At 39.3% G+C, this 22225-nt stretch carries 20 protein-coding genes, 1 tRNA gene and 1 pseudogene; 10 read left to right on the top strand and 12 right to left on the bottom strand.

Annotated features, from left to right (window positions below; all coding sequences use genetic code 11):
* Positions 1–219: 219 nt before the first annotated feature.
* From JCM10512_RS06290 to JCM10512_RS06270, 5 genes are all read right to left on the bottom strand, one after another.
* A complete protein-coding gene (locus tag JCM10512_RS06290) occupies positions 220–411 on the bottom strand; it encodes a hypothetical protein (protein ID WP_044161483.1) in 192 nt (63 codons plus the stop codon).
* Positions 398–961: a hypothetical protein gene (locus JCM10512_RS06285; RefSeq protein ID WP_148298290.1), complete on the bottom strand. Its 564-nt coding sequence runs from the start codon at positions 959–961 to the stop codon at positions 398–400. The genes JCM10512_RS06290 and JCM10512_RS06285 overlap by 14 nt, the downstream gene beginning before the upstream one ends.
* Entirely contained in the window at positions 894–1289 is a 396-nt protein-coding gene (locus JCM10512_RS06280; RefSeq protein ID WP_044161478.1) for a hypothetical protein, read from the bottom strand. Before JCM10512_RS06280 ends, JCM10512_RS06285 begins: the two co-directional genes overlap by 68 nt.
* 12 nt (positions 1290–1301) lie before the next feature.
* Entirely contained in the window at positions 1302–3152 is a 1851-nt protein-coding gene (locus JCM10512_RS06275; protein ID WP_081741241.1) for a DNA primase family protein, read from the bottom strand.
* A 746-nt stretch (positions 3153–3898) separates the two neighbouring features.
* A complete protein-coding gene (locus JCM10512_RS06270) occupies positions 3899–4366 on the bottom strand; it encodes a hypothetical protein (protein ID WP_044161476.1) in 468 nt (155 codons plus the stop codon).
* 808 nt (positions 4367–5174) lie between these two features.
* Between JCM10512_RS06270 and JCM10512_RS22400 the strand changes: the two genes are divergently transcribed.
* The 9 genes from JCM10512_RS22400 to JCM10512_RS21255 all read left to right on the top strand — a co-directional run bounded on the left by JCM10512_RS22400 (position 5175) and on the right by JCM10512_RS21255 (position 10246).
* The gene (locus tag JCM10512_RS22400) at positions 5175–5423 is read left to right on the top strand and encodes a hypothetical protein (RefSeq protein WP_148298289.1); all 249 of its coding nucleotides are present in this window, start codon (positions 5175–5177) and stop codon (positions 5421–5423) included.
* Positions 5424–5441: 18 nt separating this feature from the next.
* Positions 5442–6284, top strand: a complete 843-nt coding sequence (locus JCM10512_RS06265; RefSeq protein WP_044161474.1) for a site-specific integrase — start codon at positions 5442–5444, stop codon at positions 6282–6284.
* Between the two features lie 97 nt (positions 6285–6381).
* The gene (locus JCM10512_RS06260; protein ID WP_044161472.1) at positions 6382–6705 is read left to right on the top strand and encodes a hypothetical protein; all 324 of its coding nucleotides are present in this window, start codon (positions 6382–6384) and stop codon (positions 6703–6705) included.
* An 870-nt stretch (positions 6706–7575) separates the two neighbouring features.
* Positions 7576–8082 (top strand): hypothetical protein, encoded by a 507-nt coding sequence (locus tag JCM10512_RS06250; protein WP_044161468.1) that lies wholly within the window; start codon positions 7576–7578, stop codon positions 8080–8082.
* Between the two features lie 12 nt (positions 8083–8094).
* Positions 8095–8445: a hypothetical protein gene (locus JCM10512_RS22720; RefSeq protein ID WP_158332185.1), complete on the top strand. Its 351-nt coding sequence runs from the start codon at positions 8095–8097 to the stop codon at positions 8443–8445.
* A complete protein-coding gene (locus tag JCM10512_RS06240) occupies positions 8438–8623 on the top strand; it encodes a hypothetical protein (protein ID WP_044161463.1) in 186 nt (61 codons plus the stop codon). The genes JCM10512_RS22720 and JCM10512_RS06240 overlap by 8 nt, the downstream gene beginning before the upstream one ends.
* A 425-nt stretch (positions 8624–9048) precedes the next feature.
* Positions 9049–9564 (top strand): hypothetical protein, encoded by a 516-nt coding sequence (locus tag JCM10512_RS06235; RefSeq protein WP_044161461.1) that lies wholly within the window; start codon positions 9049–9051, stop codon positions 9562–9564.
* A gap of 11 nt (positions 9565–9575) precedes the next feature.
* The gene (locus JCM10512_RS06230; protein WP_044161459.1) at positions 9576–9830 is read left to right on the top strand and encodes a hypothetical protein; all 255 of its coding nucleotides are present in this window, start codon (positions 9576–9578) and stop codon (positions 9828–9830) included.
* On the top strand, positions 9830–10246 hold the full coding sequence (locus JCM10512_RS21255; RefSeq protein WP_052517121.1) for a protein-export chaperone SecB: 417 nt from the start codon (positions 9830–9832) through the stop codon (positions 10244–10246). Before JCM10512_RS06230 ends, JCM10512_RS21255 begins: the two co-directional genes overlap by 1 nt.
* Before the next feature lie 81 nt (positions 10247–10327).
* Here the strand turns inward: JCM10512_RS21255 and JCM10512_RS06220 are convergent, their stop codons facing one another.
* Positions 10328–11545: a site-specific integrase gene (locus JCM10512_RS06220; protein ID WP_044161457.1), complete on the bottom strand. Its 1218-nt coding sequence runs from the start codon at positions 11543–11545 to the stop codon at positions 10328–10330.
* 153 nt (positions 11546–11698) lie between these two features.
* Positions 11699–11771: transfer RNA gene (locus tag JCM10512_RS06215), tRNA-Gly, on the bottom strand.
* A 340-nt stretch (positions 11772–12111) separates the two neighbouring features.
* Here JCM10512_RS06215 and JCM10512_RS06210 point away from each other — a divergent pair.
* Positions 12112–16077, top strand: coding sequence for a hybrid sensor histidine kinase/response regulator transcription factor (locus JCM10512_RS06210; protein WP_044161455.1), 3966 nt, complete (start codon positions 12112–12114; stop codon positions 16075–16077).
* Between the two features lie 46 nt (positions 16078–16123).
* Here the strand turns inward: JCM10512_RS06210 and JCM10512_RS06205 are convergent.
* From JCM10512_RS06205 to JCM10512_RS06185, 5 genes and pseudogenes are all read right to left on the bottom strand, one after another.
* Positions 16124–16662 (bottom strand): annotated as a pseudogene (locus JCM10512_RS06205) (flavodoxin family protein).
* Positions 16663–16697: 35 nt separating this feature from the next.
* Positions 16698–17798, bottom strand: coding sequence for an MBL fold metallo-hydrolase (locus JCM10512_RS06200; RefSeq protein WP_304523431.1), 1101 nt, complete (start codon positions 17796–17798; stop codon positions 16698–16700).
* A gap of 92 nt (positions 17799–17890) precedes the next feature.
* Positions 17891–20485, bottom strand: coding sequence for a carboxypeptidase-like regulatory domain-containing protein (locus JCM10512_RS06195; RefSeq protein WP_148298287.1), 2595 nt, complete (start codon positions 20483–20485; stop codon positions 17891–17893).
* A gap of 54 nt (positions 20486–20539) precedes the next feature.
* The gene (locus JCM10512_RS06190; protein ID WP_044161453.1) at positions 20540–21532 is read right to left on the bottom strand and encodes a FecR family protein; all 993 of its coding nucleotides are present in this window, start codon (positions 21530–21532) and stop codon (positions 20540–20542) included.
* A gap of 75 nt (positions 21533–21607) precedes the next feature.
* Positions 21608–22153 (bottom strand): RNA polymerase sigma-70 factor, encoded by a 546-nt coding sequence (locus JCM10512_RS06185; RefSeq protein ID WP_044161451.1) that lies wholly within the window; start codon positions 22151–22153, stop codon positions 21608–21610.
* Positions 22154–22225: the final 72 nt, after the last annotated feature.

Genomic DNA, 22225 nt, shown 5'->3' with positions numbered 1-22225 from the left:
CTTTTTGCTATGACAAAGGATAAATACTTTTTTATGTAATCACGAACCTTTTCACTATTATACAGCCTCTTTGATAATACAGGTATTCCCATCTCTGATAATAATCTAATTTCTGACGTGGTAAAAGAAAACTCGCGATGCCATCCTATGATACACATGAGTTTCATATAGTCAGATTGAGTAATTTTGCAATACACCATGATTACTCCGTCCATATTACTAAAATTTTATCGTTAAAGACACGTATATATCCTTTTTATCTGGTTCATACATCCCCATAAATGTGTCGCCAACTGAGAGTGATATATCGTCTAATAACACTCCGTTCTTCTCGCAAAACGCTTGTATCTTGGCGGATATCTCCTTTTCAAGTTCGGCTTTATCTGATTTTATTTGATTAATCGTTTCCATGGAGAGCCGTATTTATTTTGTCTGCATCTTTTTCGCTAATACCATTGGATATGCCATCCGATCCGCATACGTTAAGGCCTGCATCTACGACAACCTTATCCCCATTATTCAATATAGAGAACCGTACCATACCATCACATAAAAGCCTCTCACTTATTGATCTCATTAGGGAGTCCATATATTTTCTTCTATGCCCGCCTATCTGGCGAACATGGGCTATTCCGTTCTCTAGAGCCATCACAATGGTTACAACCTCTTGGTTTGCTTTTTTAAATTCCTCTTTTGAATACTCTCTTCTGATTCTGATTTCTCGAGGCTCTGTTTTTTTCTGTTTTAAAATGAAGTTCCCAATCTCGTTGGCGTATTTATTATCGGTTTCAATTGCATTCACTCTTACTATCCCATTGGATAATTCAAAAAGTGTTCTTAGAATATATTCATACTCACAGACTTGTTTCTGTAAATCACAGATTTTCTCTATATCATTCATGGCTATCACCCTCCTCTTGAAGTTCTTCCTTGATCTCAATAATTTTCTTTTCTTCTTCAATTATCTTGGCGTCCTCTTCATCGGATATAGTCTTAGATGCAGAAATAAAACGCTCGTTCATTGCATTATAAGATTCGAAGAAATCGCCGATGAAATCCAAATCAGGCATGCCATTTGAAACAAGATAAACCATCGTAATCCAGCTTTCAAAATACGATTTGAATTGCTTGTCGTTAGCCATCATACGAATGCGTTCAAACTGTTCGTTGTCGCTTCTGAATGAAACGCCCCATATTCCTGAGACAGCTTTAATGCGAATGTGATCAAACTCTTTACCTGATTCGCGGGTAACCGTAAAGTTCCCAAATTGTAGCGGTTCTTTTTTCATATTTATAAATCTTTAAATTAATCCCTGTTTCTTTAGCTCCTCTCTCCTTGCTGCATCTTCGAGCTCATCTTTGACCGTAACGAAATTGGCATCAACCGGAGACAGTAAGATGCGTTCTTTGGAATTATACTTCTTCATAGTCTCGTTTGTCATATTTCGTTTAGACTGCGCTTTCTGACGAAGGAAACTCTCCCGATCTCGCTCTCTATCGGTTTTGATGACTTTCATCTTCTTCATAGCCTCTTTCACAAGGGAGATATCAAATACCATGGTAGCATTGAACTTTCCTCGTTTTGTGTAACATCCTTCCAGAAGCCCCATTTTAGCCCAATTGGACACTGTGCGGTAACTTATACCCAAATATTTGCAAAGTCCTGTATACGTATCTACATACCATCTGCCATCAATAGCATATGGCACCTTTTCTTCGTAGTTCGGGTTTTCTCTTTTCTTCCTATTTTGGATCGTATATTTGCTTTCAATGGACTTAATGACAGCCGCCCCATATATAGCATAGCTTATGCCACCCGACATACGTTTCTTCTGATACCCGGACTCACCAAGTATTCCTCCGAACACCCGTTCATTCTCTGCTTCTGTGTCATTTGATATACACCATTTTTTATATTGGCGATAGAGAATCGTGGCGTTAACCCATCTTGGGAGAGTATCTGTTATATCTTTGTTTACCCGGTTATATTTCATCCTCTTCATGAATCTCATGACTGAATTGCAATTAGCCTGGTACTCATCCGTTTTATCATCAAGCCTCAGGCGATCGGTAAACTCGTATCCGTTTTTTATAAATCGATCCCTGCCGTCCATTATCCAATTGAATATCCCGCTATATTCTTTCTCGAATATTCTGGATAGTTGCTTGTTTTGTTTATGGACCGGAATCTCTATCTTAAAATCAATAATAACAATCCGGCGTTTAAGAGAATGCGTCAAATTACCCATTTCCGGTAAGGCATTGACATTTACCATTTGTAGTGGTATATTATACGCCATGAAGTTCTCTCCGTAAATCTGCCGAGCTTCAGTAGGTTCTCCGGATGTCAGAGCTTTAAAAGCATCTTCGTTTTTAGCAAGGGTTACGATCTGGGATTCAGAGCTGTAATTCACCCATAGGCCATCCATTGATGCTATATTCTTTTTCCTATCCCCGCCTGATATAAGAGACATTATGGGATAGTTACTGACATTCTTACGCCCAAATATGCCGATCACTGTCTCGAAAACGACACTTTTTCCGTTGGCTCCAGTCCCATAAAGAAAGGAAATGTGTTCTAGTTTAGCGTCTCTACGATTAATTAGCAGACAACCCAAAGATTCTTGCAATATGCGCTGCTCTTCTTTCTCAGGGAGAACTGAATCTAAGAACATTCCCCATTGAAGAGGAATATCTTTCGCATTATAGTCGTAGTCCACATAACTCATCTGTACATATTGGGGCGAGAATTTATGAGTAGTTCTATTTTTTGTATCAAGGATACAGTTCCTGAAAATCATAATAGTTCGGTCCGGGTATAATTCCTTTCCCGCAATTATTCGGCGGCATACCTTAATGACTCCTTCCACCCTAGCATAATCCCCATTAGGTAACTTACATTTTTTCATGAGGTCATAGATGAGATTACCAAACTCGTCAGGGGACATCGGCTCATAAATACGCCCATTGAAAAAGTAAGGGACTCCCTTATACCGACCTATTGATGATTCAAGAATAGCTTTACGAATAAGGTCCTGAACCGAGTCTACACGCTCGGGTGCTTTCTTTAAAGAAAGAGATGAAGACAACTCATTAGAGTCTATAAGATAGAACACTTCATCTAAAAGCTTATCGTATTGAATCAAGTCCATAATGAAAAGTATTTCATTGCAAATATAACGATTATATTAATAATATCAACATGAATAACGCTATTTGTGCGATTACATACATGTGTGCAATAAATGAATGACTTCAATACTAGGGATAATATCCTGATATTGTGATACTTATACTAAATAATCAATATATGCATAAAAAAGCCCATCATACACTGATATAAACCTATGAAACAGCACTTTACGGAAATGCTATACAAGATCATACACTGAATCATACACGTTTAATACTCTGATATACAGATGTATAGTAAAATAGTGTATGATATGTATGATATTTCAAGAAAACTCTTTTATAAAATATAGAAAAATATATGCTCGCAAAAATACATAAGAAACACCATACATTCATACACTAAAAATATAATCATCTATTATACAGCATATTATTCATGTATGATATACCTTCTTTTCATACACTAATCATACATCAAGTATACATATAAACTACACAATACAGGAATTTTCAAGCATTATAAGATGATTTATACCATTTTTGTAGTTAATGGCAGTTAATAATGCAAGATGAAAAGATGATCAAGAAAAAAAATAAAAAAAATCTAGAGATTGACCGATAGGTCCGGCTCGACCACTATTCAAGAGGGGGGGGTACCCGTCTTCAAAATAGAGTCGTAAATGTTTATATTATACTTATAATATTAATCAAAAACCATCCTACAAGGCTTGTAAGGCGTGCAACCGCTTAATGTATGTAATATTTACTGTTTGACTCCTCGATGTGGGCATCTATCGCAAGTTATAGGCAGATAGAAGTGTATTCGCTCTTCCTCCGCTTTGTTATCATCGTTCTTCATCTTCTGGAGGTCAGCGATAGCAATCAAAATGTCTTTTTTGTCCTTACCGTAAGAATTTTCCTCTAGTGTAGCTAGCTTTCTTAGAATATAATCTTTATCCTTGTAGTTATTCAAAGACGAATCATCCATATCATCAGTATTTTCTGGGTTTAATCCTTGCTTGTATTTCAAACTTTGGATAAGCGTTGTTATCTGCGGGTTTTTCCTCAGCATCATATTGCACGCTCCGGTTACATTCGTTGTTAGATTCTTGTATATGGCTAAGTAGGCTTCATTTTGCGGTATGTCGTTAGCCACCAAAGTAGCAAAGTATACATCTTGTGCTGTTACTTTGAATTCCTTCATTAATAATTGCGTTGTGTTTGCTGCCATTTCGTTAAGTGTTATGTGTTTACTTATTCGCAAATATAGCGATTATCTACTTATTATGCGCTATGTGTTTTATAACATATTGTTTTGATAGGCTTTCTATTAGGATATTCAACCTCTCTTTGAGTCGCTGATATATTGTCAACTCTTTGCTTCTCTAGTTGATTAATCGCATCGAGTGAGCCTCTATTAATGTTATGGGCTATATTTTTCTCATACTGTCTTTCATACCTGATCTATCGTGTTTTATATTATATATTTATTTGAAAATAAATCACTTAAATCATTGTATATTAGAATTTTATTCGTATATTTGTAGTGTAAGAAAGAGCTAAAATGATCGGACTTACAAAGCGTACTTTAGATATTGAAAAAGAAAAGCCCCAACCGGTTACTTGCAATAACTGATCGGGGCGTGAAGTTGAAAAGAAACGAGTTCTTTCCCACGTAACAGGTCAAAGATACTTCCTTTCGTTTACTTCACCAAAATTTCACTTATCATTTTTTAGTGCGCTATGAATTTGAATTATAAACAATTTAATTTATAGCATTATGGAAAGAGAAGTTTTATTTATGGAATGGAGAGGTTTTATTCTTTCCTCTTTAGAAAGAAAGGGATGCAATTCTAAGAGACTACTTTTAGCGATATGCATAGAGTTTAGAACGAATAAAAAATATCGGCCAACCGACAAAGGTCTATTGAAGTGCGCAAATGATATCTTCGAGAAACATCTTACCACACAAAAATAACGAGTGAATTAGTTATTCATCACCCAGCATCCCTTTCTGGCTGCATAATAAATAAATGATTATGAAAACTATTTTATTAACAATCGTGCTTATATTTTCCTTGTCCGCATCCGCAAAGGTTGTGAGAGTAGAAACAAAAACCATTTCAAGCTTCATAACAGAAAAGAAGAACGGGAAAACATCGTTTTTCATAGAACTTAAAAACGGCAACCGCTTAGTCCTGCATACGGCCTCTCAGTTGCATGCGGTTCAGCAAGTTTTTTGGTTTAAGTCAGTCATGGAAATTGACGTTAAAGGTATTTCTAAATAGCCCTTAAAATATAGCATCATGGAACTAAGACAAGCTTTTGAAAATAAATATCCTAAATATGCCGGCCGCATTGAACGGCTATACAGAGAGGCTAATGATTGTGAACTAACATTTGCAAACATAACAAAGCCTAAGTTATCCCGGTTTGCTTCGTTTTTAGTAGATCGGTTATCAAGAAGTAGTTCTAGAACCTATTGCGCTATGTTCAAGGCTGTTTTGAATCTATACAATGAGGAAGTTGATCTTCCAAGCGGATATGCTTCAATTCTCTCATTAAAAAATGATGTGAGCGAAAATGCGTTTTTGAATGATTCTGAGATTCAGAAGCTGATTAAATTCGAGCCTAGCACGAGAAACGAAAGACTTGTGCGTAATCAGTTTGTTTTAGGATGTCTAACCGGCGCCAGGCATTCCGATTACATCAACTTTACTCATGGTAACATACAGGACGAGCGGATAGTGTATGTATCTCAGAAAACACATATTAGAGCGGAGATACCTTTATCTCCAGTGGTCGAGCGCTTATTGAAGGAAAATGAAGAATACTTCATGATTGACAAAGAAGTATCATCTCCGACCTTTAACGCAACGATCAGATCCATCTGTAAACAGGTAGGCATAAATGAACGGATCAAATTGTACCAGGCCGGTGAATACGTCGAGGGTGAGAGATGGGAATTCGTAAGCAGCCACACTGCTAGGAGAAGTTTTGCAACTAACTTGTATCTTCGTGGTGCAGACTTGTATTTGATTAGCAAACTAATGGGTCATTCTTCGGTGAACCAAACAGAAGGGTATATTTGTTGCGGTGTCAGAGATATACCTGATGCTATAATGAAGTATTTCGGATCATTTAAATAATAGTAGCATACAGAAAACGGGAATTACTGATAATTACCCGTTTTTTTGGTAGTATAGCGACAAAACGCTATTTTTGATGCGAACTTATTGCATAATTATGGAAATTGTATCTGAAAGACTAATGACATTCGTCGATTACCTCATTGACTCCGGAAGGGTCAAGAACGGTTTTGCCTTTGAACAAGCGTGCGGATTTTATAGAGGGTTTCTTACGAATTTAAAGCGAGGAACAGGGTTAACTGATTCACACATGGTGAAGATATCGGAAATCTTCCCTGAGCTGGATTTCGATTGGCTAATAAAAGGGGAATCTAGTATGACAAGGAAAGCTCCCGGGGTAGATTATAAAAAGGCCTATGAAGCATCTATGGAGCAAATTACAGCATTAAATGAGATTATTAAAGAGCTCGAAAAAGAGTGATTTACTCGTATGACTTTAATTTAGGTTTTTAATTAAAGCTCTTTTCTATCTCTTTTAATAGGATCCTCGCTTTTTCCATTTTTATTCCTCTATTGTATTGAATTAATATATTTATTCTTTTAAATAAACTTGTTTAATCATATTGTTTAAATATTCAGGCAACGATCTCCACGGATGTAGAATCTCCTTTGTAGTGGTTAAACTACTTAGAGATTCAACGTTTGTAACATTCAGTATAACTGACCCCCTTTCAAACGGCTGCAATATGATAATCTTTGCAGCTTGGCGTTTAATCGCATTATCGCAACCTTGCCGTGTAACGCCACCATCTCCTACACGTCCGCTTTTGCATTTAGCCCCTCTAGCGGAATTATATCTTTGTTCGAGGTGAATCTCCCAGCTCAACCATTTTTCTGCGGCTCTTTTAAACTATATACCGCTTGGGATTACGTACAAAACAAAGAATCCGCAACAGGTGGAGCTGCTACGGATTCTGAACTTATTGCAATCCCTTAAAAACTTAAGGGGAATAGCCATTTTTGTGTCAACAACTCCACTTGTTACAATGCAAAGATAGAGTGTCTTTTCATAATATGCAATACGCTGAATATCTGCGATATATACATTGGAAATTAATGTTTTATATTTCCTTTTAATGTCCCCTAATGTGACTTAAACTATTGCCTAATTTATACTCATTCTAAATAACAATCATCCTGGTTCTGCGACTCGCAACTGATGGATATCGGGTGTTGTTAATTAAGGTTAATTGCAATATAATAAATGTGCATATAATTTGCACATTAAGTAATTATGCTTATATTTGTAGCATAATAAAAGAGTGAGACACACTTAAAAACTGTATGTGATATGAAAGCTTATAGATACAACGCCAAAGCAAGAGAAGATCGCCAATTTAACAATACTGGTGTAGAGAAGAATCCTAACGGACTTAAGTATTATGCTTCCAACATGAAATACGTTGAAGCTTATAAGTACATTCGTTTTGAGGATGGTGATATTAATTATGAATGTGATCTCGAAGTAGTAGAATTGTCCAATGCGATCAATCTTTTCGATATGACATCCAATTTCAGAATGCTAAATACCTATTCCGCTTATGTAAACGCCCAAATAGGAGCACAACTAGCAGATTATAAATCGTTCCTTGCGTCAGCTAAAACAAAGAAAGAAATAGCATTGTGGAATAAAGAAATCGAAGCCCTGAATGATAGAGAGGAAGAATTAATTAAAGCTCTTATCTCAAACGAATTTCAGCAGTTATCTGATTTCAATTTCCAAAACGTGTTAGTGTCTGAATTGAAAGCTCAAGGGTTTGAAGGATATTATACAGTTAACGAGATTGTTTTATTTTAAAATTATATAGTTATGAAATTTTCAGAGAAAACAAAACTATCGCCTGGAATGTGGGTGATAGTATGCCCTTTATGTGGATCAACGATCGCTTCTGCTTCTGATAAGGAGTTCTTGCCGGATTATTCCATATGCGACTGCGATAGGAATGGAAATAAGTTGCCCGTTTTTGAAGTCTACAATGCCGCCGGTGTGCAAACGATACGACGTAACAAGTACCCTCGTTTTAGCGCTAAAATCACATTTGATGGGGATGCGAGTGATTTGGAAGACGTTGTTGTACTAGACGAGGAAGCAACGCCGGAAGTACTAGCCAAAGCGTTGCGTAAAGCCGGTGAATTCTTAATAAAGAAAAGCAATGGATGAAAAGATTCTCAACGTATTCAGCGAACTTGTGTCATGTCGCAACTGGTATTCAGGAACTTCAATCAATCGGTTCCAGGCGAATGAAATTAAGCGTAGGTTTCGAAAAGGCGAGTTGTCTATCGGTCGAATAGTCGAAGTGCTGATAGAGTGTGGTTATAAAGTGACTATTGCTAAATAATTCTGGACTCGCAACTGAGGTTCTTCATGCTGATGAAGATCATGCTGGATGTGGTTTATTTCGCCCTATTTCCCCTTATTGTTCCTTATTGCGCTCTAAATACAAGAAAAAATGCATAAATTACTGAAGATGATGCGCATTTTTTAAAAGAAGTGCTTATATTTGTCACGGAAACCAAGGATGACACCTTTGGTAATTGAGGTTTTAATAAAGATAAAGCCCATTATTACGAACATTTTTAGAAATGAATTTGTTTTTCTTGTATTAATTGCAACTTTCTATTAAAAGTAGATTATGAGAAATATCAGAAGATTATATTTTATAAACGCCTTTTTATTACTAGGTGACATTGTGACACATATAGATTCTGTGGCGCAGGGACAGTAGCGAGAGTGCTAAAAATAGAATTAAAAAGTCTGATATTAATGCAACTTACTGATTTGGAACGATTAATGTATCACACCCAAGAAAAAAGAAGTTTTAGACTGTCTCAACCCACTATTTGCAAAAGAGCTGATGCATGGCTCGGGCGTGGTTATTATTTTTGGGGGGAAGAGGAAGACGCTATAATGTGGGGACATTCTTCCAAGAAATGCACAGGCGCTTTTGAGATATATAAAGCAAATATAGAAACTGGAAATTTCTTGAATACCGTTTTTAATGAGGAACACTATAACTTTTATCGTTCACAAATAGATAAGGTCGGAAAGCATATTTATATAAAGACCGGATTGAAGGCAACAGTTGAAGATATTTGCGAATATATAAATGAGAGAGCCAAATGGACTGATGAATTAGATGGTATAATATTTCAAGATTTGCCGACAGGAGATTCCATCTTAATAAAAAAGTATCCTTACCGAAAAAGAATTCAGGCAGTAGTTTACAAGCTATCTTGTATAAATAATTTCTCTTTTAAGGATGAATATAGAACTAATTAAAAATTGATGTTATGTTGGATTTGAATATATTAGAGAATAAGCTCAATGAAGCTCTAGAAAATGAAACAATAAAGAGCATGACCGACTGGATCATAAAAAGAAAGGCGAAATCACTGTCCAGTTTTGTTGGTGAAACGGAAAACTATACACAAATGGATGTTTTATCATATGGGTTTTCAGTAAAATACACTGTGCATAAAGAAAGATACAGTAGTAATATGCGTAATAATATTTATTTAACAGAAGATTTATTAAGCGCTTCATAATGGAAATAAGCAATCAACCAAAGCTCTCTTTTTACGGCGTCGACATTGTGAATGTATTATTTGAAGCTAAGGCTCCTAGAGGAAAACAAATTGATGTTGAGGTGGAATGCGAACCTACTATTCTCCTAAACAAGAAAAAAAAAGATGCATTTAGTATTGTTATGGATATAGTAGTATCTAATGAAAGTTACTTTTCATTGTCTTTGCGCGCTATAGGCAGATTTAAACTCAGCGAGGACATAACAGAGGATATAAAAGAAAAATTTCTTACTGCAAATGCGCCTGCGATAATGTTCCCTTATATACGTTCTTTCATTTCTACTTTCACCGCTAATTTGGGGGATGTAGTAGGAGTTCTTACTATACCACCTCAGTTTTTTAATGGGAATATACCTATAATAACACCTGATGATTAGTATGTTTAATAAGAGTAAAAAACAGAGTAAATTGACGTTTGAATAAGTCGCCAATTTACTCTGTTTTGCTTAATTAAATAATCAATCCGAACGGTTTGGGCCGGCTTCATTCACATAATCGATCACCATCCGGTTCGCCTCGTCGATCTTATCATTATCATAGTTTATGTAAATGTCCGTGGTGGCAACACCAAAAGAATGGCCTAAAGCCATCGATATCACATCTTTCGGGACTCCAATCTTGTGCGCAATCGTGGCCCACGTGTGACGCGCCCAATAGCTTGAAATGTCCGGGAATAAAGGAGTAATCTCTTTTTTCCCTCCAAGGCCTACTCGCTTGCACTCCCCGATCTGCTTTAAGCCGGTTCCCATCCTATGGAGAAAGTCTTTGTGATTACTATACTCATCCATGATATTAAGCAAATATTCACGTCCCTTATATCGCTCTATAATCACCAATGCTTCCGGCTCTATTTTGATTGAGTAAAGCTTGCCTGTTTTAGCTCTTTTATACTCGATGCGACCGTCTACTACACCCGCCGGCTTTGCGTTGAATAAGTCGGCCGCATTTATTCCAATGAGGTAAAACATAAGCATAAACAAATCCCTGTATCGCTTTTGATACTCTTCACAGTCATAATCACGCAGCATCGCTAGTTGCTCTACAGTAAGCGACCGTTTCCTTGTCTCTTCTTTCTTTATCTTGAATTTCCTGAACGGATATAATGTAGTATACTCTTCATCAATGGCATAATTGAATACAGCTCTTATGTTACGCAGGTGGATTGCATAAGCATTAATCTTCATAGTTTGCGCCATCCATGATTCTAGAGATGTAAGCCATTTCTTATCCATACTCTCAAAGGTACAATTCGGGTCAAATTTTTCTATTTTGCTTCGTGTAGTAGCATAGACCGATTGAGTGCCTTTATTGCTCTTTATAGAAACGAATTCATCTAGGTATTCTACAAACGTCTTTTCTTTCTTCGGCTCTTTGCCAATAATAGTGCGCGATATGCGATCTCTTAGATCCTTATCTGAAATAGATTGATGGTTATCCGATAATTCAAGAAGTATTCTTTCAACATTATTCTGCATTTCATTCAAAATGACATTCTTCCTGGAATAATTACTTTCCTTTTTACCGAACATCCCGTTTACCCAATTTTCCGGTATTGATGAATACGACGTTGCAATTCGTATCTTATCATTATTGCGGATCTCAATCACAATAGGGAAACTGCCGTCTTTTTTGGCTCTTCTTTTATCAAGAACTAACTTAGCTTTTTTTGCTACCATAGGTTTTTTGTTTAAACGAGGAAATAACGACCCGCTATTTGACCCAAATTAATGTACTTTAATTCGTTCAAATGTACTATATTTCGGCTTAAGAAACAAAAGATGACATAAAAAAAGCACTCACAGACTATGTAAGTGCTTAATTATCAGGGGAGCGGTAAACGAGACTCGAACTCGCGACCCCCAGCTTGGGAAGCTAGTGCTCTACCAACTGAGCTAATACCGCATCAATGCCTACTTGCGATGAAATAGGTATGAAATAATGGATGCAAAGGTATATCTTTTTTTTAGATCTCAAATAAAAAAAGACATTTTATTAAAGAAAAGAAAGACCCATTCTACTCACTCAAAAGATTGTATTGACTCATAAAGACTTAGCCGATCGTTAGCTCATAATATAGTCAAGGCTATAAGGATAAATAGAGAAATATACACTGTAAAATTAAAAAACATATAGATTCCCTTTCAAAAGACTCTTTTTTCTTGGAAATTTCATGCTTTTTCTTTTATTTTGTAGATCATCGGATTCAGCTTATTTCAATTCTCTAAAAATAAACAAATGTTCTATGAGAGTTATTGTATTATTTCTCTTTTTCTTTGCTTTCACCGCCTCTGCACAAACATATAGATATATAGGAGTGGAAGATGGATTGAGTAACCGGAGAATATTCAATATTCAAAAAGACTCGGAAGGATACATGTGGTTTCTTACCAACGAGGGCATGGATCGCTTCAATGGTAAGGATATGAAGCATTACAAATTGATTGAGGAAGAAAGAACAGACAACTCTCAGATATATCTAGGCTGGTTATATATGGGTAAGAACGACGGGATATGGGTTATTGGACAACGGGGTTGTGTCTTTCAATACGAAAAAAAATACGATCGTTTCAAGATGATTTACAAGCTGACCGGAGTTCCGGAAGCTATCAGCTACGGTTTTATGGATGAAAACTATCGATTTTGGCTATGCAGTAAAGATTCTATCACAATATACAATACTTTAAGCAATCAGACTCTCCAGCTCCCCAATATATTGAAAAGTAATATAACCGTTATAAAGCAAGTCGATAAATCACATTTTTTCATTGCTACGGAAACAAGTGTACGATACGTAGAATTTAAAAACAATGCTTTACATATAATCCCTCATCAAGCTTTAGACCGGATTCATTTGCAAGCAAATGAATTGTACTATCATCGCACATCTCAACGGTTGTTTGTCGGTACATTTGAAAAAGGAGTCTTTGCTTATGACATGCATACGCGTCGTATCATTCAATCCGACACTGATTTAAGTGATGTAAGCATAACCCGAATACGGCCCTTAAATCAGAAAGAGTTGCTTGTTGCCACTGAAGGAATGGGAATTTATAAAATAAACGTCAATTCTTGTGAAGCCAGCCCGTATATCGTCGCTAACTATGAGAGTTACAACGAGATGAATGGCAACAACATCAACGACATATATATAGATGAGAAAAAACGTATTTGGTTGGCTAATTATCCTACGGGAGTTACTGTCATTGATCATCGATATACCAATTACCATTGGATTAAACACTCTGTCAATAATAAACAATCACTGGTTAACGATCAGGTTTATTCAGTGATTGAAGATTGTGATGGAGATCTATGGTTTGGCACTAGCAATGGAATCAGTTACTATGATTCCAAAAGTAAGAAATGGCATTCATTCCTGAGTTCTTTTGACCGACATCTAAAGGATAAAAATAATATCTTTATCACTTTGTGTGAAGTTTCTCCAGGTATTATTTGGGCAGGAGGATACACATCCGGTTTATACAAAATAAATAAAAAAACACTTTCTGTTGAGTACTTCTCCCCTTCTCTACTAACATCCGTAAATATTCGCCCCGATAAATATATCCGTGCAATGATCAAAGACTCCGAAGGATATATTTGGTCGGGAGGTTATTACAACTTAAAATGCTTTGATTTGAAAAGCAACTCTGTACGCTTATACCCCGGGGTTAACTCCATCACTGCTATTGAGGAAAGAGATGCTAATCATATGTGGATCGGTACTTCTTCAGGTTTGTATTTATTAAATCGCAACACCGGAAAGTATCATTTCATTGAAATGTCAGTGGAGTCTAACTATATTAATGCGCTTTATCAAACGGACAACGGACTGCTCTATATTGGAACCAGCGGTTCGGGGCTACTGGTTTATAACATAGTGAACAGAACGTTTGAACAATACTCAACAGAGAATTCGGCATTAGTCTCGAATGGTATATTTGCAATTCTGCCTGAATTGAACGGAAATATACTCATGAGCACTGAAAATGGGATTACTAGTTTCTCGACCAAAGACAAATCTTTCCATAACTGGACTCGCGAACAAGGATTGATGTCGGCTTGTTTTAATGCAGGCGCAGGTGTACTGCGGAAAAACAAAGATTTTGTTTTCGGTAGCATAGATGGAGCAATCCAATTTCCGGAGAATGTGAAATTCCCCAATTATGTATATAGTAAAATGATATTTAGTGACTTCCTCCTATCTTATCAGCCTACCTATCCGGGAGAAAAAGATTCACCGCTAACAAAAGACATTAATGAAACAAACGTTCTCAAACTTAGTTCCGACCAAAACACATTCTCGTTTCGAGTTTCGTCGATCAACTATGATTTCCCCGCTAATATATTGTATTACTGGAAACTAGAAGGGTTTTACGATGAATGGGTGCAGTTAAATACAGTCAATATCATTCGCTTTACGAATCTAAACCCGGGAGAATATACGCTCCGCGTACGTGCTGTATCGAAAGAAGAGTCGAATAATGTCTTTGAAGAGAGGCAGATGAAAATAACCATAGCCCAACCGCTATGGTTAAGTGGAGGTGCTATTCTTATCTATACACTATTAATTGCGATGATGTTTGTCATCGCTTTACGACTGCTGAACCTAAAGAAGCAAAAGAAAATATCCGATGAAAAGACTCGTTTCTTCATTAATACGGCTCACGATATTCGCACACCGCTGACTTTGATAAAAGCTCCTTTAGAAGAGTTGCTAGAAGAAGAAGTCTTTAGTGATAAGGGGACGAATCGATTGAACACAGCTTTGCGTAATGTGGATGTTCTTTTACGATTAACCACTAACCTGATCAATTTTGAACGTGCCGATGTATACTCATCCGAACTACACATATCCGAATATGAGTTAAATGCCTATATACAGGAAGCCTGCGAAACATTTCGTTCGTATGCCACCATCAAGCACATTGATTTTACCTATGAGAGTCAATTCAGCTATCTAAATGTATGGTTTGATAAGGAAAAGATGGATTCAATCCTCAAGAACCTTTTATCCAATGCACTAAAGTATACCCCTGAAGGAGGGCGTGTTAATCTAATCGTATCAGATACTAAAGAGTCGTGGAAACTAGAGATTCGCGATACAGGGATAGGTATTCCTGCTTCTGAACAAAATAAGTTATTCAAAGTACACTTTAGAGGAGCAAATGTTATTAATTCCAAGATTACGGGTAGCGGAATCGGTTTGATGCTGGTATGGAAATTGGTCCGTCTTCATGGAGGAAAAATAAATATAGAAAGTACGGAGCAACAGGGGACAGTAATTAAAGTACTTTTCCCGAAAGGATACACTCATTTCCGACAGTCTAAGTTTGTGGCATCTTCAAAATCAGAGAAGCAAATTATCCAGATGAGTGATGTCAATATTATACCTAAAACGATACAGACGAACGTCACCCTTCTACAACGTATCCTGATTGTTGAAGATAACGATGAACTCCGTTTCTATCTGGTCAACTCGCTGTCCGGCATGTATAACGTGCAGGCCTGTTCCAATGGAAAGGAGGCGCTGATTATTGTGAAAGAATTCTGGCCGGAACTTATCCTGTCGGATATCATGATGCCCGAGATGCGGGGAGATGAATTATGCCTTGCCATCAAGAGCGATATTGAAACTTCACATATCCCTATCTTGCTGTTGACTGCCTTGGGAGGTGAAGAGAATATCTTGGAGGGATTGCAAACTGGAGCCGATGAATATATAGTGAAGCCTTTCAGCATTGTAATTCTAAGAGCGAGAATATCCAATATACTAGCCAATAGAACGTTACTTCGCAACCGATATATCAATATCGATACTACGACTGAGAATGTGATTCCAACGGGAAATGGCATAAATTCGCTTGATTGGAAGTTTATGTCGGAAGCAAGGAAGAATATTGAAGAGAATCTTAGCTCGCCAGACTTTACGGTCGACTCTCTTTGCTCCTTGCATAACATGAGTCGCACCAGTTTCTATAATAAGTTGAAGGCAATGACCGGTCAAGCTCCGGCGGACTATATCCGTATCATCCGGTTGAAGCGAGCAGCACAATTATTGCAAGAAGGAGATCTCTCAATTACCGAAGTAGCTGAAATGACCGGCTTCAGTGATAGTAAATATTTCCGTGAAGTATTCAAGAAACACTTTAATATAAGTCCCAGTAAATACGGTAAAGAAGACGATATTCAGGCCCTGAGTGACTAAGCGTATAGCCGTCATCCAGAGCCTGAACGGTTCTCTTTGCTAAGACTTAGGCATTGCACCCCATATTGTAGGCTTCCTGCATGGAGGATCTACCTTCAATATCTCCAACATTCCAGGCGCCAATTCCGTAGACAACACCCTTTTCTACCGGTTCTTCCAGGCAATCGAGGAAAGCACGAAAGCTTCAACTGTGCGTTCCATCATCGAAAGGTCTTCATCTGCGGCAGCAATAATAAAGTAAAACTCTTTATTTTTCATTTCGAGGTAACGGGCGCAACAGCGATCAATGAGTGTTTTCATCTGGGCACACATCGTATAAAAATAGACTGGTGTAGCCATAACAATAACATCCGCATCGATCATCTTCTGAAGTACACTGTTTGCATCATCCTTCTGAGGGCAAGGTTTGCCGTGTGTACTGCAAGTTCCACATCCTGTGCAGAAATTGATCTGCTTATCCTTGAGCCGTATTTTCTCTACTTGGTGTGCTGTTGATTCGGCACCTTTTATAAATTCATCACATAGTCTGTCGGAGTTTCCACCTCTGCGCGGGGTGGAAGAAAGTACTACTATTTTCTTCTTCATTTTATTACGCTATTAATTAGTCAATGTGTATGTTGTTATTTGGACAGTTGCAGAACCTCACCGATAGCTGGCATCAAGACATTCAGTGAATCGTGGCTGGCCATGTTCTCAGCATTCTTAATCGGTTCATCCCAACGATGCCTAGCCAACGCATATTTAGAATGGTGTACGGTAAGAACCCTTTTGGCCTTCAAGTCTTTCACTGCCTGAGCCATATATTGCGGCATTAGATGGATATGTTTCCATTCCTCATTGTATTGTCCGTTCTCAAGTATAGCCAAATCAATATTCGGAAACTGTTGCCCGATCTTCGAGAAATGAGTATCATACCCTCCATCGCCTCCAATAAAAATAGTCTCTTGGGGAGCTTCCAACAAGAACGAGGCCCAAAGTGATTGGTTAGGAGTCAGTCCCCGACCCGAGAAATGCCGGGCAGGCAGACAATGCATGGTAAAGCCCGCATTGAGATCAGCTTTCTCATTCCAATCAAGCTCAACCAGCCGATCTTTGCCAAATCCCCAATATTCAAAATGCTCACCCACACCTAAGGGACAAATCACCTTGCCGATTCTGTCTTTCAGCTCTTTCACCGTGTGATAGTCCAGGTGATCCCAATGGTCGTGCGTAATGACCAGGTAATCAACATCCGGCATATCCTCCGCTTTATAAAGATCCGCTCCTTTAAAAGGCTTATTGACAAACGACACCGGAGAAGCGATGTGGAATACCGGATCTACCAAGAAGCGTTTTCCTCCCGTCTGAATAAAGTAAGAAGAGTGTCCGAACCAAACCAATACCTCCTCGTTCCGGTTTAGATGATGCAGATCGACTTTAGTTGCCCGGATGGGTTGGTCCGGACGAAGCCCCTCCACCTTTTTAAAGAGGAAGTTCCACATTGCCACCAATCGGTTTTGTTGTGAAGTCATTAACACGGTCTCGTGTTGGTTCTTAAAACTACCATCCCTATAATTAGCCGATTTCTTCACTCGTTCGAGTCTTTCCCCAGTGGGAAGTCTTCCAAAGGCAGGTTGGTTGATAAATATGAAAACGAAAAGAGCCAGCAAAGCTGCTATTCCTACTATACTTCCAATAATCATATACATTCTGGTTTTCTTAAATAAACGCATATACCTAATTCTTTTGCGCAAAGATACCAGAATTTGGATGCGGCGGTAGTATCCATATTACTGATTGTAATACCAAAATTACTGAATTATGGAATGTTTCGTTAAAAATAGATTTTGTAACTGATATTAGGAATGCATCCGTTGCCATCTTTGGACTCGATACGGTGTATCTTTTCGTTATATTGATAGAAGTGCATACCCGTTCTTACGCCTACATTGAGTACTTTGAGCGAGAATTCATGCGATATCTTCTTTTTATTAATCCGATAACTAATCGCTAGGTCGCCGTTGACAGAAGGTTTGAACCTTTTACTAAACGCTTTCGACTCATCGAATACAATATCATGTTCGTCCAAGCTCCTGTCCTCGTCCACCGGCGTATAACATCCTCCTCCCTGAAAGAATATACGTCCGTTCACACTGAATACATGCTGTTTCCGCTTTCCCACCATCCATTCTTTACCGGCAACTATATTCATCAGGTACGATTTATCCATCCGGGTATTGCGCCAGATGTGGTCGGAGCCTTTATACCTCGACTTGAATAGCGAACCTGTGAGCATATAATAGAACCCGTTTTTCATGTATTGCTCCAGCGTTAAGTCGATTCCGTAATTAACTCCTCGTCCTTTATTCTTTAAGATTCGATCCAGATATACCTCCTGATAATTGATGATAGAAAAAGAAGAATTCGCTTCGACCGGTATGTCGAAAAGATACTGATAATAAGGTTCTACTTTGAAATGCAAGCCTTGGTTTATATTCCAGTCGTACGTTATTCCGAAGTGATGCGCCCTGGAGAAGTCCAGGTACCGGTTGGATTCCGTTTGCCCATTCACCTCTTTCTCTACGAAATAATAGTCTAATTTCTCTCTTCGGCTATGTAGGCCATAGGCAAATGACAGAGCGTGTCGGGGTTGCATACGCCACTTCAAAGCTACCCGTGGCTCTATTGACCAGTTCTTATTCAGCGTGAAGTATTGCGCGTTGACTCCCAAACTAGCGGTTAAGTTGCGATTTAGGTCGATCATTGAGGTACTGTAGGCCGAGAGAACCAAGCTCTGGCCGTTTCCTTTCGCTATCTGTTCCATCGGAATATCCAGTCCGAAGTACGGGCTGATCTTATAATCAAGGTCGTACATCAATCCGGTAACCGTAATTCCGGTCCGATTGACATGATTCGAAGAGAACTTCTTATTCAAGTAAGCGTTGAACAGCAAATCCCACTTCGAATTCTGGATGTCTCCTACGCTGACTCTTCCCCCGGTCTCGGTCTCCTGATTGACCATCGTATGATCCTGTGCGTAAGTCGCAGCCAAAGAAGAGCGGATATACGTCTGATCATTGATTAAATACTGATGCGCCACGCCTGCTGCCGCTTTATCCAGTTGATTCGTTCCGAACTGACGGTCGCCAATGGTCTCCCACTCCGACCGTTCAAGAGGTTTCGTCTTGTTTCTGTCGAGCAACCCTAACCCCCAGATTGAGAAAGTGCCGGACCGTTGAGTCGGGAAGTTCAGTTTGAAAGCTAAGTCCTGATACTTGAGGTTAATGTCGTTACCGGAAGCCAATGAAGTTGTAGAGAAGCGATAGTTGACCAGATAAGAACTCCCTTGTTTCTTGCTGATCGGTCCCTCCGATGCCAAATCGATGCCCAAAAGTCCGAATTGGAACGTATGTTCGTAGCGTTGGTTATTTCCGTTTCGCATGTGCATATCGAAGACACCAGACAGCGCATTGCTGTATTCGGCCGGAAAAGCGCCGTTGTAAAAGTCAGAGTTGCCAATCACTTGCGTGCTAAGTGCAGAAAGAAACCCGCCACCCAGACCGGCTAAGTCCGCAAAGTGCGTAGGGTTAGGTATTTCAATCCCCTCCAGTCTCCATTGTGTAAATTGGGGCGAGTTCCCCCGGATAGCAATGGCATTTGTACCGATATCTCCGGCAACTCCCGCAAAAGCAGCGCTTAAGCGAGCCGGATCGTCGAAGCCGTTAGCAAAACGAGACGCTTCTTCCATGCTGATCATGCGTCCACCGGTAATTGCCATCGGGTTGACTAGCCGATCCTTGGATATCTCCGGTTGTATGACCACCTCGTTCAAGCGATGGATGTCCTCATCTACCGATATTACGAGATACACCTCTTTGGAAGAAGTTACCGACAATTCCGTGATCAGTTGCGTGCGATACCCCATCAGAGAAGTCTGAATGGTGTAACGCCCCACGGGGATATTCGACAACCGAAAGCGCCCCAAGCTATCAGTCACCGATCCTAAAGTAGGAAGCTCGACTATTTGTACGGAAGCAAATTCAATGGGCACTTTAGTCTGACTGTCAATGATCACCCCTCGGACGGTTTGCGTAGGTTTCTTGCCGGAAGGCTGCACCCCTCCGTCGGTTGTGGAGATAATCAGGTGATTCCCTTGTACTTGGTAGGTTAGTCCGGTACCCTTTAGCACCATCTCGAGTGCCTCCTTTACCCCTATCTTGCGTGTTTCGAGCTTTACGCTCCGCTTCACGTCCAATTGAGTTTTGCTATAAGCGACCGTATAGATGGTTTGATTCTCAATCTGTTGCAAAGCCTGTTCTACGGTAAGGTCGCGCTTGGAGAATTGTATTTCTGCCTTTTGAGCGCTTGTGTGGATGGATATGAAAAGAAATGCAATGAGCCATACGGTCTTGGGGAGAACTTCCCCCATCTTATATAATATCGTTGTTGAATACATCGTTGCGTATTGTTGAAAGTTGCTGATTTATTTAGTAGAAGTGGTTCGGGTTAGCTTTACAACATCACCACGGACGGTATAGCTGAAGCCGCCCGTCATAGCCTGTAAGATCTTGAGTATCTCCTCGAGACCTTCCCCGTGAACGAATTTGACGGTATAAGGAACGTTGGGAAAAGCCTGCTGGTTGTAGTCGATTGTCACATTGAACCGCCGTTGTAAGATGCGGATCATATCTTGGAAGGAAGTATCCCGAAATATCAGTTTCCCATCTTTCCAATCCATTGAAGTAAGATCGATCCTATGCAAGGAAACCAAGTGATTGCTTTTATCATAGATCAGTTTCTGGCTAGGTTCGAGCGTATAGGAGTCTTTCGATTTACTCTCTTTCATCTGCACCTCAACACGCCCACTGCTCAGTGTAGTCGATGCCCGTTCATCAGCCGGATAAGCGGATATATCAAACTCAGTACCGAGAACTTTGACCGAAAAGTAGTCTGTGGATACAATGAAGGGCTTTTCAGCATCAGAAGTAACAGAGAAGTAGGCCTCTCCTTCCAGAACAACCCGGCGAGTGTCCGCTTTGAATGCCGAGGGATAGGTAACCCTGCTACACGCGTTCAGTATAACCGTCGTACCGTCCGGTAACCGGCACTCCTTCTGTTCACTGGCGGTAGTCGCTACCTCAATCATTTCCACTCCGGGCTGGAAGTACAGATAAGTGGCAACGAAAACGAATAGCGGGATAAGGACCGCTGCGCATTGAAACCATCTCCGGCTCCAAAGCGTCCGATTACCATTAGGTTCGCTGAAACCGATAGCTACTTTTACCTTTTGAAGGGAGCGATGCGTCTGCTTATTCGGACGAATCGCTATCTCGTTCCAAATAGCGAATAATGTGCGATCCACCTCCTTGGTAGAAGAGTTATTTGCAATCCATTCTTTGACCTTCTCCTCTGTCTGCGGCGGATATGCGTGCGTGAAAAACAAGTTAAGTATTTGCCGAACGTAATTCTCTTTCATGACATTTTGTTTTTGAGTGTCTACAATCTTAATACAACTAACCGGACACTTACTCCCGGCCAGGTTCTCGTTTTTCTAACAAAATAGGACTAATATAGCTGAAATAACTCTTCGGATATCTTGCAAGGCCAAGCTGAGTTGGTTCTCAACAGTTTTCTTTGAGATACCTAATTGTTGTGCGATGGCTGCATTGTCAATGCACTCATTGCGGCTCATTCGATAAATCCGGCTTCGCTGCGCAGGCATGCTGCTGACAGTCATCTCTACCAGAAGATTGATTTCTTGTGCGAATAGAATCTCGTCGGGTCCATACGCTTCTTCCTGCATGGCATTCGCGCTACTTTCCTGAAAAGTGTTCTCGACCGATCGATGTTTCAGGTAATTCAATGCGGTATTGCGCGCAATTGTATATAGGTAAGTATTAAAAGACTTTTGCGGATCGATGGCTTCGCGGTTCTGCCATAGGTTGACGAAAATATCTTGTGCCAACTCTTCGGCATCAGCTTCCGACCGTAAGAGGCCGTTCAGGAAATACTTGACTTTGTCAAAATAGCCCAGAAATACTTTTTCAAAGGCTTGATGATCTCCATGCTGTAAAGCTTCAATAGTAGTGATATTCATGATATCCGGTGTTTATGGAATGAAATGTATGGTTTATTATTAACTTATACAACCTCACCTTCCCATTCTCCC

It is taken from the genome of Bacteroides reticulotermitis JCM 10512, assembly GCF_000517545.1.
In the GTDB taxonomy this organism is placed as follows: Bacteria; Bacteroidota; Bacteroidia; order Bacteroidales; family Bacteroidaceae; genus Bacteroides; species Bacteroides reticulotermitis.
Note: the sequence above shows the minus strand (reverse complement) of the source record. Positions and strands in the feature narration are given on the sequence as shown.

Excerpts from the sequence above, each read along its gene's own strand:
- JCM10512_RS06290 (WP_044161483.1), bottom strand. The coding sequence starts at position 411 with ATGGAAACGATTAATCAAATAAAATCAGATAAAGCCGAACTTGAAAAG.
- JCM10512_RS06280 (WP_044161478.1), bottom strand. The coding sequence starts at position 1,289 with ATGAAAAAAGAACCGCTACAATTTGGGAACTTTACGGTTACCCGCGAA.
- JCM10512_RS06275 (WP_081741241.1), bottom strand. The coding sequence starts at position 3,152 with ATGGACTTGATTCAATACGATAAGCTTTTAGATGAAGTGTTCTATCTT.
- JCM10512_RS06270 (WP_044161476.1), bottom strand. The coding sequence starts at position 4,366 with ATGGCAGCAAACACAACGCAATTATTAATGAAGGAATTCAAAGTAACA.
- JCM10512_RS22400 (WP_148298289.1), top strand. The coding sequence starts at position 5,175 with ATGAAAACTATTTTATTAACAATCGTGCTTATATTTTCCTTGTCCGCA.
- JCM10512_RS06265 (WP_044161474.1), top strand. The coding sequence starts at position 5,442 with ATGGAACTAAGACAAGCTTTTGAAAATAAATATCCTAAATATGCCGGC.
- JCM10512_RS06260 (WP_044161472.1), top strand. The coding sequence starts at position 6,382 with ATGGAAATTGTATCTGAAAGACTAATGACATTCGTCGATTACCTCATT.
- JCM10512_RS06250 (WP_044161468.1), top strand. The coding sequence starts at position 7,576 with ATGAAAGCTTATAGATACAACGCCAAAGCAAGAGAAGATCGCCAATTT.
- JCM10512_RS22720 (WP_158332185.1), top strand. The coding sequence starts at position 8,095 with ATGAAATTTTCAGAGAAAACAAAACTATCGCCTGGAATGTGGGTGATA.
- JCM10512_RS06240 (WP_044161463.1), top strand. The coding sequence starts at position 8,438 with ATGGATGAAAAGATTCTCAACGTATTCAGCGAACTTGTGTCATGTCGC.
- JCM10512_RS06235 (WP_044161461.1), top strand. The coding sequence starts at position 9,049 with ATGCAACTTACTGATTTGGAACGATTAATGTATCACACCCAAGAAAAA.
- JCM10512_RS06230 (WP_044161459.1), top strand. The coding sequence starts at position 9,576 with ATGTTGGATTTGAATATATTAGAGAATAAGCTCAATGAAGCTCTAGAA.
- JCM10512_RS21255 (WP_052517121.1), top strand. The coding sequence starts at position 9,830 with ATGGAAATAAGCAATCAACCAAAGCTCTCTTTTTACGGCGTCGACATT.
- JCM10512_RS06220 (WP_044161457.1), bottom strand. The coding sequence starts at position 11,545 with ATGGTAGCAAAAAAAGCTAAGTTAGTTCTTGATAAAAGAAGAGCCAAA.
- JCM10512_RS06210 (WP_044161455.1), top strand. The coding sequence starts at position 12,112 with ATGAGAGTTATTGTATTATTTCTCTTTTTCTTTGCTTTCACCGCCTCT.
- JCM10512_RS06195 (WP_148298287.1), bottom strand. The coding sequence starts at position 20,485 with ATGGGGGAAGTTCTCCCCAAGACCGTATGGCTCATTGCATTTCTTTTC.
- JCM10512_RS06190 (WP_044161453.1), bottom strand. The coding sequence starts at position 21,532 with ATGAAAGAGAATTACGTTCGGCAAATACTTAACTTGTTTTTCACGCAC.
- JCM10512_RS06185 (WP_044161451.1), bottom strand. The coding sequence starts at position 22,153 with ATGAATATCACTACTATTGAAGCTTTACAGCATGGAGATCATCAAGCC.